Raw genomic sequence first — 11,914 nt, forward strand, 5'->3', positions numbered from 1 at the left:
CATTGTATCAAGAGTTGGAAAGTTTCGTCCCTATAGAATCAAGGTAGTGATTGGCATGTTAGATCGATTTTTTATTAAACGTTTGAAACATCCCTTGCGATTGACCGCAAAGGGAATCGATAAATTGGGCATAAAAGCCAATTGGATCACCTTGTTTGGCTTTGCGCTGGGGATGATGGTGCTGCCTGCGTTGTATGCTGAAAACACCTCGTTGGCGCTGCTGTTGGTGATCATTAATCGTGCTTTAGATGGTTTGGATGGCGCGGTGGCACGAGTGCAAGGGCCAACGGATTTGGGCGGTTATTTAGACATTACCTTGGATTTTATTTTTTATTCGGCGGTGATTTTTGGTTTTGCTTTGATGAACCCCACTGATAATGCGTTGGCGGCGAGTTTTTTGATTTTTGCCTTTATGGGCACGGGCAGCAGCTTTTTAGCGTTTGCCATTATGGCGGAAAAACGCAAAATCGAGCGTTTAGAATACGGCCGTAAATCTCTGTATTTCTTGGGGGGATTGGCAGAAGGCACAGAAACCATCGCGTTTCTGGTATTGATTTGTTTACTGCCTAGTTACTTTGCGGTTATGGCGTATGGCTTTGGTGTGATTTGCTGGATAACCACGGCAACCCGAATTTATGCAGGCTACCGTACGTTACGTTAAAGCAGTAATAAGTCGTCAAAAAAATCAGTCGAAAAAAGCGATTTCAATGTCGCTTTTAACGATGGCGCAACAGGCCAACAAATAACCACTTTGTACCCATGCTAGAGGCTCGAAAGGGTAACAGACGTTACCCCACAAGAGCTTGATAGAGCAAGAAGAGCAATAACCCTCACGACACTGGTATTCAACGTGAATGCCAGCACGTTCAAGCTGTATCAGTAAGGGTTCATCTTCTGTTACCAGAATTTGCTTTTTCCCTAACAGTACTCGATGAACGACGTCGCTTTTGGTGTGTGTTGGGGGGTTAGAGATCGAAGTCATCGAAGTCTGAGTCGTCTAAATTGTTGTCCGTTTGACCAACCAGATAAGAGCTGATTTCCGCTTCTTGTGGTGCCACTTGAACATTGTCACTCACCAACCAAGCGTTGATCCAAGGGATCGGGTTGTGCTTAGTGGCAAAGCAAGTTTCTAGGCCAACCGCTTGCATACGCACGTTGGTAATGTATTCCACATACTGAGCTAGGATTTGCGCATTCAAGCCAATCATCGAGCCGTCTTTGAATAGGTAAGTGGCCCATTCTTTTTCTTGCTCAGCGGCTTCAATGAAAATCTGGCGAACGTCGTCTTGGCATTCTGTCGCAATAACGGCCATTTCTGGATCGTCTTTGCCCGAAGCCATCAGGTTCAACATGTGTTGAGTGCCGGTTAAGTGCAAGGCTTCATCGCGAGCAATAAGCTTGATGATTTTAGCATTGCCTTCCATGAGCGTACGTTCTGCGAAAGCAAAGCTGCAAGCAAAGCTCACGTAAAAACGAATCGCTTCTAATACGTTGACTGACGCAATCGTGAGGTAAAGCGCTTTTTTGAGCTTAGGCATGGAAATTTCGATCTCGCCTTTACCGGGAATAGTAAAGGTTCCCATGCCCATGGTGTTATACAGATTGACCATTTCGATGAGTCGATCATAGTATTTAGACACGCTGTCGGCGCGTTTGGTGATTTCCTCATTGGTGATGATGTCATCAAAAATCTTCGTTGGGTCGTTAACAATATTGCGGATAATATGCGTATAAGAGCGGCTGTGAATGGTTTCGCTGAAAGACCAAGTCTCGATCCAAGTTTCTAATTCAGGCAACGAAACAATCGGTAATAATGCGACGTTTGGTGAACGACCTTGCACACTGTCAAGCAAGGTCTGGTATTTCAGGTTGCTGAGAAAGATGTGTTGCTCATGTGCTTCGAGGCGTTGAAAGTCTTTGCGATCGGTTGAAAGGTCGACTTCTTCCGGGCGCCAAAAGAAAGACAATTGTTTTTCGATTAGCTTTTCAAAAATAGGATGCTTTTGTTGATCATAGCGAGCAACGTTGACATTTTCGCCAAAGAACATAGGTTCTTTCATACTATCGAAGTGCTTACGGTTGAAAGTCGAGTAACTCATGTCTTAGGGTATTCCTCAAAAGCGTAAGGCATTTCTTTGAAGAGCATGCCTTAAGTTATTAATAGATGTCGGTATTTCGTTGTATTGCGTTAAAGCCGTAAACGTAGCAAAGCCTCATGACGATGAGGCTTTGCTGGATTTGATAACGGCAGGGTTAGATCTTGCAAGCACCGCCGGCGCAATCATCCATGTCTTCTTGCTTATCATCGGCACCATCACGAGTATTGTGGTAGTAAAGTGTTTTCACGCCGAGTTTATAAGCCGTTAGTAGGTCTTTCAAAATCACCTTCATCGGGACTTTTTGTGACTCAAATTTTTGTGGGTCATAGTTGGTATTGGCAGAAATCGCTTGGTCGACAAACTTCTGCATGATGCCCACAAGTTGTAGGTAGCCATCGTTTGATGGAATGGTCCACAACAATTCATAGCTGTCTTTTAGACGTTCGAACTCAGGCACCACTTGTTTCAATATGCCGTCTTTACTGGCTTTGACCGACACAAAACCACGCGGAGGTTCAATGCCGTTGGTCGCGTTGCTGATCTGAGAAGAGGTTTCTGATGGCATCAATGCCGTTAGCGTTGAGTTGCGCAGACCGTGAGTCACGATGTCGCTACGTAAGGTTTCCCAATCGTAGAACAGTTCCTTAGAAACGATGTTATCGATTTCTTTTTTGTAAGAATCGATTGGCAAAATGCCTTTAGAGTAAGTGGTTTCGTTAAAGGCTAAACAAGGGCCAAACTCTTTGGCTAACTTGTTAGAGGCTTTCAATAAGAAATACTGAATCGCTTCAAAGGTTTTGTGAGTTAGCGCGTTGGCACTGCCGTCAGAGTATTTAACGCCATTTTTCGCCAAGTAGTACGCGTAGTTAATCACGCCCACACCCAATGTACGACGTAGTTCTGTGGCGCGTTGTGCCGCTGGAATCGGATAGTTTTGATAATCTAACAGGCTATCCAAGGCGCGAACGATTAGCTCAGCCAGTTCTTCGAGTTCGTCTAGGTTATCAAGGGCACCTAGGTTGAATGCCGACAAAGTACACAGGGCGATTTCGCCTTCTTGATCGTCAATGCTGTGTAGCGGTTTGGTTGGCAGTGCGATTTCCAAACATAAGTTGCTTTGTTTAACCGGCGCGACTTTAGGGTCGAATGGGCTGTGAGTATTACAGTGATCGACGTTCTGTAAGTAAATACGGCCAGTACTGGCGCGTTCAGACGCAAACAGGGTAAATAGCTCTGTGGCCTTGATGGTTTGCTTGCGGATAGACGGGTCTTGCTCATACAGGGTGTAGAGGCGATCGAACTCTTCTTGGTCGGCAAAGAAAGCGTCGTATAGACCGGGTACGTCCGATGGGCTGAACAAGGTGATGTTGCCGCCTTTGATCAAACGTTGGTACATCAAACGGTTAAACTGCACGCCGTAATCCAAATGACGTACGCGGTTTTCTTCGACGCCACGGTTGTTTTTCAGTACCAATAGACTTTCGACTTCCAAGTGCCAGATTGGATAGAAAACGGTCGCCGCGCCACCACGAACCCCCCCTTGAGAGCAGCTTTTTACCGCGGTTTGGAAGTGTTTATAGAATGGAATGCAACCTGTGTGGAAAGCTTCACCGCCACGGATTGGGCTACCGAGCGCGCGAATGGCCCCTGCGTTTACGCCAATGCCTGCGCGCTGGCTAACGTATTTGACGATGGCGCTGGAGGTGGCGTTAATAGAATCTAATGAATCGCCACACTCAATCAATACACAGCTGCTGAACTGGCGAGTAGGGGTACGGATACCAGACATGATAGGCGTTGGTAATGAAATTTTGAATTTAGAGACCGCATCATAAAAACGACGGATTAGGTTCAAACGTTCGGTTTTGTCATAACCAGCAAATAAACACGCTGCAACGAGAATGTAGATAAACTGCGGGCTTTCGTAAATGGCGCCCGTTACTCGGTTTTGTACAAGGTATTTGCCTTCAAGCTGTTTGACCGCCGCATAAGAAAAATCCATATCACGGGAGTGATCAATGAAGGCGTTCATTTTGTTGAAATCTTCTTCCGTGTAGTCTTCGAGAAGATGCGAGTCGTAGCGCTTTTGTTGAACGAGGCTTTTTACATGCGCATAAAGGTGTGGCGGCTCAAAATCACCAAAGGCTTTTTTACGTAAATGAAAAATAGCTAAGCGCGCGGCTAGGTATTGGTAATCCGGCGTGTTTTCAGAAATTAAATCGGCAGAGGATTTGATTAAGGTCTCATGGATATCTGTGGTACGAATGCCTTCGAAAAACTGAATTCGTGCCTTTAATTCCACTTGGGAAACAGAGACATTGTCTAAACCTTCAGCGGCCCACGCGATGACTTTATGAATCTTTTCTAGATTGATGTTTTCGGTCGACCCATTACGTTTAGTAACTGTGAGAGTGCTCATGCCTTAACTTCCCATTAGCGCATTTGAAAAAAGAGGTGATCTACACTATATAAAGAGACGATCTACACTATATAGTGTGTGTATTCTGTCTGACACTACTATATGTAGTGCTTTGTTGAGAATCTGTAGCGAACAATAGTGTGCATTGGATTGAAAATCAAGGCTTGAAAAAAACTCGAAAACAAGAAACAGAGGATGGCTAAGTGGTCACTTACTTTGCTTGCCAGAAGAAGCTTAAAGTTAGCAATTGGCAAGGCTATAAAATCAAATTTCATCTATTTTTTCAGGGGCAAGAGTGAAGGTTTGAGATGCACGAAAAGCGATCAAGAAAAAGCCATAAGCAGCATTTTGAACGCAGCAACCAGAGCAAATAAAATAAGTTGGTGACTCAGATAAATCGGCAGAGCATGGCGACCCATAAAAGCCAAAATAGAGATAGCAAGGTTATTTGGAGTCGGGCATTTATGCCAATTCAGATAGCCGAGCAAAGGGCCGATAAAAACCACGCCTATCCATGGGAAAGGAAAGACAATATCCAGCGTTCTTTCTGGCAGCGGGATATAGTGGGTAATGGTTGCGAAAGCATTAGGAAACTGTAGCCAGTGGGTGAGGTGATAAATCACCATGATAATGCCACCGACTAAGGCGCAAGCGATTGGCCATTTTGCCATGGGTCTGATGATCAGCGAGGCGACAAAAATAAAATGCAGAATGCCGAAATAAATCCATTGATTCGGCATGGCGAGGTAAGTGGCCAGTGAAATGGCGCCAGCGGAAATGAGCAGCTTGATGTCGCGTTGCCAAAATGAAAAAAACGCATGCGGTGTTTTGTTTAGGCTGATATAAGTAGACCAGCCGACGGCACTGAGAAACAGGGTGAGAATAAGGCTGCGAAAAGACAGCCAAAAAGGGCTGTAAACATCGAATTCGATAAAGCCAAAATGCCGTAAGTCCCAGCATAAATGGAATATCATCATTAACAATACAGCGGAGCCACGATAAACATCTAAAAATGCACTGCGTTTGACGGGCTCATAAATAGGTAAAGTTTGCATTGAAATCCAAGGAGAGTCATTAAGTGGAAGCTCGGCCATCATACCGATACTCATTTTCCAGCTCAAGTCCGCTGTCTCTTGTGCCGTGCCTTAAAGCGAATTTAGTGTGGGAGCGAGAGAGCTTATTGATGTTTGGTCGTCATGTGTTAGTGCCGCGACAAGTGGCGTTTGTGGCCGATCTTGGTGTGTGCTATCGCTACTCAGGAAAAGATCACTATGGTGCGGGTTGGCCTGATTGGTTACTGGCGATCAAGGAGGAAGCGGAACGTCTTGCCAAGCAGCCTTTTAATGCGCTGTTGTTGAACTGGTATCAAGATGGTGAGGAGTACATGGGTTGGCACGCCGATGACGAAAAAGCGTTAGGCCCAGCACCTGTGGTGGCGATGTTGAGCCTAGGTGCACAGAGACCTTTTGTGTTTCGTCTAAAAGCCAATCATCAGATCAAGCACAGCGTGGCGTTAGAAGATCAAAGTTGGCTGATCATGTCGGCTTCAACTCAAGTATTGTGGCAACACTCTTTGCCGGTGCGAAAACGCATCAAAGAGCAGCGAATCAGTTTAACCTTTCGGCTGCTTCTTTGAGGTGAGTGCGTTTGTTTTAGGCGTTTTCTCTGAAAGACTGAGGCTTAGTAGACTTATTCGCACTTTCTTTAAGGGGCCTTGCGTGTTCTTAACCAATCGCTGTCTTGCTGTGTGAAGCAGATTCGATCATGCAGTCGGCTTGGTCTGCCTTGCCAAAATTCAATAAACTTAGGCTTTAGCACATAGCCGCCCCAGTTTTCTGGGCAAGGCACTTCTTGCTCGTGAAAGGCTTGCTCTTCTTCGTTAAAGGCTGCTTGTAATACTTCACGATTGGCAATAATGGCGCTTTGTTTCGATGTTCTGGCCGCGAGCTGGCTGCCGCGTGGACGGCTGGCAAAATAGCTTTCAGAAACATCGCGAGCAACTTTTTCAACCGTCCCTTCAATGCGAACTTGGCGAGACAAAGCGGGCCAGAAAAAAGTCATACTGGCCTTATTGTTCAGGGCAAGTTGTTGGCCTTTTTCACTGTCGTAGTTGGTGAAAAAGGAAAAGCCAGAGTCGTTGCGTTGTTTTAACAACACCACGCGTGAGTGAGGCCAGCCATCACTATCGACCGTGCTCAATACCATGGCAGTTGGGTCATCAGGGCTGGCTTCTATGGCTTTTTCGAGCCAAGTATCAAACAGGGCAAGTGGGTCATTTCCTGCGTGCTCTTCTAGGAGTCCGTCGAATTGATAGTCGCGGCGAATAGAATGAAGGTCTCGATTCATGATTAAATCCGGTAAGTTGAGGTGGTCATGATTTTGGATACTTGGGTCATAATCGCCATAATAGGGGGTGGAAACTCGTATCCGCCAGCGTCCAACGCCATGGCTTTGTGTTTGGCTTCATCAATATACATTTGAGCCAAAACGGCTTTGCTTTTTTCATCCTGTGCTGGTAGTTGCGTCATGTGTTTACCAAGGTGTAAGCAGACTTGGTCTTCCGTGGCCGCCACGAAGCCTAAACTTAATTTGTCACTGATTAATCCCGCCCCCGCGCCAATAATAAAAGACGCGCTATAAAACAGAGGGTTTAAAAGACTGGGTCTGCTGCCAAGGTCGTATAACCTTTGCTCGCACCATACCAGATGATCTATTTCTTCGTCAGCCGAGTGTTGCATTTCTTCACGCACTGCGGGGAGCTTTGCGGTAGTGGCTTGCCCTGCATAAAGTGCTTGGGCACAGACTTCCCCAGTGTGATTGATTCGCATCAACCCCGCCGCGTGTTTGCGTTCATGGGTGTTTAATTCCGCTTCCTTTAAGGCGTTTGCCGGGGAAGGGCGCTGTGCCTTCGCCGCATGAGGAATCAAGGTTTGTAACGCTCGATCAAATTGTAATACGGCATTGTCTAAAAAAGAGATCATCTTGTTTCCTCTCGCTTAACCTGGCGGCCATGTCATCGCGCGGCCACCCAATACATGCATGTGAATGTGATAGACAGTTTGTCCGCCCATTTCGTTGCAGTTCATCACAACTCGGTAGCCCGCCTCGCTGATGCCTTTTTCTTTAGCTACTTTTGCGGCGGTAATAGGCAATTTTCCAACCACGGAAGCCTCGGCGTCAGTGAGGTCGTTTAGGGTACTAATATGACGCTTAGGAATGACCAGAAAATGTGTCGGCGCTTGCGGCATGATGTCTTCAAACGCAATCACCTCATCGTCTTCATATAAAATGGTGGCCGGAATGTCACCTTTTATTATCTTGCAGAATAAACAGTCCATATTTTCTCCTTTCATTGGCATTATTCAAGGTTGCTGGTATTGCTTCAAGGTCTTTTACGCAAAGGGTTGATCCGTGACAAGGCGCTATTTTTGAGTCTGTCTCCTTTTTGGATTAGGCGCGAAATTTGTGGGCCAAGCTGGCTTTCTAATTCGGCGCTGGACAGTAGCTCATCAAAGCCAAGTTTTTTGGCGTAATCATGGGACATTCTAACATCGTTACTGATTAGCAAGCATTGGTCTTCAATACGCATTAAAGGTAGTAGCTTTTGTTGGCTGATGTGAAGGATATGACCGCCGTTATCAAACATCAAGATGATGGAGCCGCATTTTCTTTTTTCGGGTAAGTCCAAATACTCTAAGAGATGCTCCAATCGGGTGAAGTGCTCTATTTTGTTGGGATAACTTTGCAGCAGTGTGAAGGTGTTTTGTAAATCGTCATCTTTTTGACCAAATAATATGATGTCGAAGTGACCTTGCTTAGTGGTGTCGATATTTGTATGGCGCACATGAGCACGGATCGGAATCTGTATTGTAAGGCGGCGTTGATGAGCGTCGTCTGACAAGTGGATTTTTCCATTCAGAGATTGAACGAGAAGGTGGATGTAGTTGATGCCAAGGTCAAACTCCATCTGGCTGTTGTGTATTCGTGTTGGAATCGGAAAACAGTTCAAATCAAGCAAGGTGATGCCGTCTCTTGATGCTTCATGACACGCGGCCTCAAGGGTGAGTGTTTGATCGGTGAAATGTTTGAATTCTTGCAAGATAGATTCTATTAAGTTTTGTAATGTGATGGCATCTTGTAACACTTCAATGTGCTCTGTTTTCTCGACGTTTAATTCAATAGAGGCGTTGTCTTGGTCCAAGCGCTGGATATTGTGATGGGCGTTGTTTAACAGTAGATAAAGGGAAATGGGGGCGTGTTGCTCTGGTAGCGTGCCGCTTTTTATATCGCTGAGTAGGTCGATTCTTTCGATGAGATTTTGGATATTGCTTTTGGCGGTAAGGCTACTGGTAATGAACTGTCTGGTGTCGTTTGACACCGCAGCTTGCTCGAGGTGGGTGAGGCTGCCAGAGATGATGTTTACCTGACGACGCAGGCGGCTGGATAGATCAAACAGAAGATCAAAGGTTTCAGTTTGAGACGAGTTGAGTGTATGAATGTGTTTTTTCAGCAAGGGCGTGGTTTGCACTATCATGCCAATAAAATGGATCATCGCTTCAATAATAATGGTGAGCGTTAACCCCCATTGGAATAAAAGCTCGCTCGGAATAACGCCGTATACAGACAATAGCCAAGTAAAGTAACCGGTAAACAGTATCAGCCTCGCAATCAAATAATAACCAGAGAAGGGCACTTCTTTGACAAAAGCAAGCACCGCATGCAAGGTTAATAAAATGAGCGTGCTCGCACTGATGACGGAGAGCACAGCAATGTTCAGGCTGTCTGGTGAGAAGGTGAAAATAACAGCAAAAAGCGCACAGATAGCCCCTGTTGCTATGAGTGCCGCATCCATTTTGGGTAGGTACTTTTTAGTGTCTAAATACAGTCTAGAAAATAGCACAATGGCGCATAAGCAGGATAAGGCCGCAAAGTTATAAATACGCTCTTGGATGCCTATAGTATTGGGAAAAAAGGGAGACATTAACCCGTGTAAGGAAAGGTGTAACGTGCCTATACCGATGAGCAAACCGCCGTATATGAGGTACATGGGGTGAGATGTTTTAATGAAAAAGAAAATGTTACTGATAAAAAGTGTCACCAAGACTCCAACGAGAAGCCCAGTTGTGACTGAATCTTGTTGGGCGTCGATGCTCATTTGTGACAGCGTTTTAATTTCAATTCCAGCGTTAATAGGTAGATGGGAAGATAATTTAATATACAGACTGAAAACGGGTGGCGCATTAGGGGGAATTGAGAAGACATAATTCGCCGATTTTATGGGTCTATTGTTGTAAGGTCTGGCGTCACCTAACTCTGCTTGAATTTGATTTTCATACAGATTGGGTAAATAAATGTCTAAATATTGCAGTCTAGGGGCGCTTATTTCCAGTAAAACGGGCATGTTGTCGGTGACTCTTATCGCAACATCGCTGCGAATCCACACGTTACCTTTGACCAAGCCAAACTGTAAGTAGTCCTTGTTGATAGGGCGAAAGCGCTTTGCGTAGTCATCCGACATGATGGTACTGAGTGAAAGGTTTTGTTCCTCATCAATAAAGTAGGCGCCACTTTTACCAATATTGAAAACACTATTTGTGTCGCCAATGATCGCAATAGTGCCTGAGCCCAACGCAGAGTTGGAGATGCTGAGTAAAAATAGTAAAATTAATTGATAAAACAAAACACTAGCCCAAGCAAATTCAATGAAGGCTATCATTATTAACTAGATAGGGGATCAAATGCTATATCCAATTTTGGTGGAGTATTATGTTTGGTTTAGCATGTTGTTGTTGGGCGTAACATGGTTTACGAGACAAGCAAAACCTAAAACACGGACGAACCTGATGTACGGCTATGGAATGATTGCTGCGTTGGGCTTTGTACTGGGGTTAGACTGGGTTTCGGGTGTTATATTTGGTTTGCTGGTATTGGAGATTGGACGCTTGTTTAAAGCCTGGCTAGACAAAAAAGAGTCTCAGTTGAAAAAATAACGTCTCATTTTACTTTAATGCTCAAACATAAAAAGGCCTCAATCGAGGCCTTTTTATTAGCTGCTTGCTATCTTATGTAACAGGTTGGTTACTGTTGCTCACGAGCAATGGCGCGGTGGCCAATGTCGGTGCGGAAGTAAACCTTATCCCAAGACAGTGTTTTAACCACCTCGTAAGCCGCGGCTTGGGCTTGTGCCACGGTATCGCCAAGGGCGACAGCACAAAGGACACGACCGCCGTTGGTTACTACTTGGCCATCTTTTAATGTGGTGCCCGCTTGAAAGACCTTCTGGCCTTCAGGTAGCACAGTGTCTAAACCAGAAATCACATCGCTTTTCGGGTAATCAGCAGGGTAGCCGCCAGCGGCCAGAACCACGCCTAAGCTGGCGCGAGGGTCCCAATCGGCTTCAATGGTGTCTAGCTTGCCATTAATGCCTGCTAAACACATTTGTGCCAAATCAGAACGCAAACGCATCATGATAGGCTGGGTTTCTGGATCACCAAAGCGACAGTTATATTCTAGTGTTTTTGGTGTGCCATCGGGTGCAATCATCACGCCCGCGTATAGGAAGCCACGGTAGCGATTGCCTTCCGAGTTCATGCCTTTCACCGTTGGCATAATGACTTCATTCATAATGCGATCATGGATTTCTGGCGTTACAACAGGGGCGGGCGAATACGCGCCCATGCCGCCAGTGTTTGGGCCTTTGTCGCCATTATCACGGGCTTTGTGGTCTTGGCTGGTGGCCATCGGCAGTACCGTTTCGCCGTCTACCATGCAAATAAAGCTGGCTTCTTCACCGACTAAGAACTCTTCGATAACAACACGGCTACCGGCATCGCCAAATGCATTGCCTTGCAGCATGTCTTCAACGGCTTCAATCGCTTCCGCTTCGGTTTGTGCCAAGATAACGCCTTTACCAGCGGCGAGACCGTCGGCTTTTACCACGATTGGAGCGCCATGCTGCTTGATGTAAGCGACAGCAGGTTCAATCTCGGTGAAGTTGCCGTAAGCCGCCGTTGGGATATTATGGCGTGCTAAGAAATCCTTGGTGAAGGCTTTAGAGCCTTCTAGTTGCGCGGCCGCTGCCGTTGGACCAAAGATAGCTAAGCCTTCTTTTTCAAACGCGTCTACCACACCAATCACCAATGGCGCTTCTGGGCCAACAATGGTTAGGTCAATATTTTCGCGTTTTGCAAAAGCGACAAGAGCGGCGATATCGGTGACGCCGATGTTAACGTTTTCGACTTTGTGCTCGGTTGCTGAACCGGCGTTACCTGGAGCAACGAAAACTTTTTCGACTTGGCTGGATTCAGCCGTTTTCCATGCTAAAGCATGTTCACGACCGCCATTACCAATAATTAGTACTTTCATTATCTAATCCTTTTAGTGGCTCGTTCTTAAT

12 protein-coding genes are annotated in these 11,914 nt (G+C 45.8%); 3 read left to right on the forward strand and 9 right to left on the reverse strand.

Going from position 1 to position 11,914, the window contains the following annotated elements:
- The first annotated feature begins 55 nt into the window (after window positions 1-55).
- Entirely contained in the window at window positions 56-661 is a 606-nt protein-coding gene (locus J8N69_RS12650; RefSeq protein WP_168826163.1) for a CDP-alcohol phosphatidyltransferase family protein, read from the forward strand.
- A gap of 24 nt (window positions 662-685) precedes the next feature.
- On the opposite strand, the gene yfaE is transcribed toward J8N69_RS12650, so the two are convergent.
- The 4 genes from yfaE to J8N69_RS12670 all read right to left on the reverse strand — a co-directional run bounded on the left by yfaE (window position 686) and on the right by J8N69_RS12670 (window position 5,627).
- On the reverse strand, window positions 686-982 hold the full coding sequence (gene yfaE / locus J8N69_RS12655) for a class I ribonucleotide reductase maintenance protein YfaE (protein WP_227803890.1): 297 nt from the start codon (window positions 980-982) through the stop codon (window positions 686-688).
- Window positions 966-2,099, reverse strand: coding sequence for a class Ia ribonucleoside-diphosphate reductase subunit beta (gene nrdB, locus J8N69_RS12660; protein ID WP_168826062.1), 1,134 nt, complete (start codon window positions 2,097-2,099; stop codon window positions 966-968). Before nrdB ends, yfaE begins: the two co-directional genes overlap by 17 nt.
- Before the next feature lie 154 nt (window positions 2,100-2,253).
- Window positions 2,254-4,518, reverse strand: coding sequence for a class 1a ribonucleoside-diphosphate reductase subunit alpha (nrdA, locus tag J8N69_RS12665; RefSeq protein ID WP_168826064.1), 2,265 nt, complete (start codon window positions 4,516-4,518; stop codon window positions 2,254-2,256).
- A 323-nt stretch (window positions 4,519-4,841) separates the two neighbouring features.
- Window positions 4,842-5,627 (reverse strand): heparan-alpha-glucosaminide N-acetyltransferase, encoded by a 786-nt coding sequence (locus J8N69_RS12670; RefSeq protein ID WP_227803891.1) that lies wholly within the window; start codon window positions 5,625-5,627, stop codon window positions 4,842-4,844.
- Window positions 5,628-5,701: 74 nt separating this feature from the next.
- Between J8N69_RS12670 and J8N69_RS12675 the strand changes: the two genes are divergently transcribed.
- Window positions 5,702-6,154 (forward strand): alpha-ketoglutarate-dependent dioxygenase AlkB family protein, encoded by a 453-nt coding sequence (locus J8N69_RS12675; protein WP_227803892.1) that lies wholly within the window; start codon window positions 5,702-5,704, stop codon window positions 6,152-6,154.
- A 68-nt stretch (window positions 6,155-6,222) separates the two neighbouring features.
- Here the strand turns inward: J8N69_RS12675 and pdxH are convergent, their stop codons facing one another.
- The 4 genes from pdxH to J8N69_RS12695 are packed head-to-tail and all read right to left on the reverse strand — an operon-like array spanning window position 6,223 to window position 10,198.
- Window positions 6,223-6,864, reverse strand: coding sequence for a pyridoxamine 5'-phosphate oxidase (gene pdxH / locus J8N69_RS12680; RefSeq protein ID WP_168826068.1), 642 nt, complete (start codon window positions 6,862-6,864; stop codon window positions 6,223-6,225).
- Window positions 6,865-6,866: 2 nt separating this feature from the next.
- On the reverse strand, window positions 6,867-7,499 hold the full coding sequence (gene coq7 / locus J8N69_RS12685; protein WP_168826070.1) for a 2-polyprenyl-3-methyl-6-methoxy-1,4-benzoquinone monooxygenase: 633 nt from the start codon (window positions 7,497-7,499) through the stop codon (window positions 6,867-6,869).
- Window positions 7,500-7,514: 15 nt separating this feature from the next.
- The gene (locus J8N69_RS12690) at window positions 7,515-7,856 is read right to left on the reverse strand and encodes a histidine triad nucleotide-binding protein (protein WP_168826072.1); all 342 of its coding nucleotides are present in this window, start codon (window positions 7,854-7,856) and stop codon (window positions 7,515-7,517) included.
- Between the two features lie 44 nt (window positions 7,857-7,900).
- Window positions 7,901-10,198: a 7TMR-DISM family protein gene (locus J8N69_RS12695; protein WP_168826074.1), complete on the reverse strand. Its 2,298-nt coding sequence runs from the start codon at window positions 10,196-10,198 to the stop codon at window positions 7,901-7,903.
- Between the two features lie 58 nt (window positions 10,199-10,256).
- On the opposite strand from J8N69_RS12695, the gene J8N69_RS12700 reads away from it, so the two are divergent.
- Complete coding sequence (locus J8N69_RS12700) at window positions 10,257-10,508, forward strand: hypothetical protein (RefSeq protein WP_168826076.1); 252 nt, start codon at window positions 10,257-10,259, stop codon at window positions 10,506-10,508.
- Window positions 10,509-10,596: 88 nt separating this feature from the next.
- On the opposite strand, the gene purD is transcribed toward J8N69_RS12700, so the two are convergent.
- Window positions 10,597-11,883, reverse strand: coding sequence for a phosphoribosylamine--glycine ligase (gene purD, locus J8N69_RS12705; protein ID WP_168826078.1), 1,287 nt, complete (start codon window positions 11,881-11,883; stop codon window positions 10,597-10,599).
- Between the last annotated feature and the right edge of the window lie 31 nt (window positions 11,884-11,914).

Source organism: Marinomonas profundi (assembly GCF_020694005.1).
Classification (GTDB): Bacteria; Pseudomonadota; Gammaproteobacteria; order Pseudomonadales; family Marinomonadaceae; genus Marinomonas; species Marinomonas profundi.

Bases quoted from the DNA above. Each gene is read 5' to 3' on its own strand.
- purD (WP_168826078.1), bottom strand. From the start codon at position 11,883: ATGAAAGTACTAATTATTGGTAATGGCGGTCGTGAACATGCTTTAGCA.
- nrdB (WP_168826062.1), bottom strand. From the start codon at position 2,099: ATGAGTTACTCGACTTTCAACCGTAAGCACTTCGATAGTATGAAAGAA.
- J8N69_RS12675 (WP_227803892.1), top strand. From the start codon at position 5,702: ATGTTTGGTCGTCATGTGTTAGTGCCGCGACAAGTGGCGTTTGTGGCC.
- J8N69_RS12700 (WP_168826076.1), top strand. From the start codon at position 10,257: ATGCTATATCCAATTTTGGTGGAGTATTATGTTTGGTTTAGCATGTTG.
- J8N69_RS12690 (WP_168826072.1), bottom strand. From the start codon at position 7,856: ATGGACTGTTTATTCTGCAAGATAATAAAAGGTGACATTCCGGCCACC.
- J8N69_RS12670 (WP_227803891.1), bottom strand. From the start codon at position 5,627: ATGAGTATCGGTATGATGGCCGAGCTTCCACTTAATGACTCTCCTTGG.
- J8N69_RS12650 (WP_168826163.1), top strand. From the start codon at position 56: ATGTTAGATCGATTTTTTATTAAACGTTTGAAACATCCCTTGCGATTG.
- coq7 (WP_168826070.1), bottom strand. From the start codon at position 7,499: ATGATCTCTTTTTTAGACAATGCCGTATTACAATTTGATCGAGCGTTA.
- pdxH (WP_168826068.1), bottom strand. From the start codon at position 6,864: ATGAATCGAGACCTTCATTCTATTCGCCGCGACTATCAATTCGACGGA.
- yfaE (WP_227803890.1), bottom strand. From the start codon at position 982: ATGACTTCGATCTCTAACCCCCCAACACACACCAAAAGCGACGTCGTT.
- nrdA (WP_168826064.1), bottom strand. From the start codon at position 4,518: ATGAGCACTCTCACAGTTACTAAACGTAATGGGTCGACCGAAAACATC.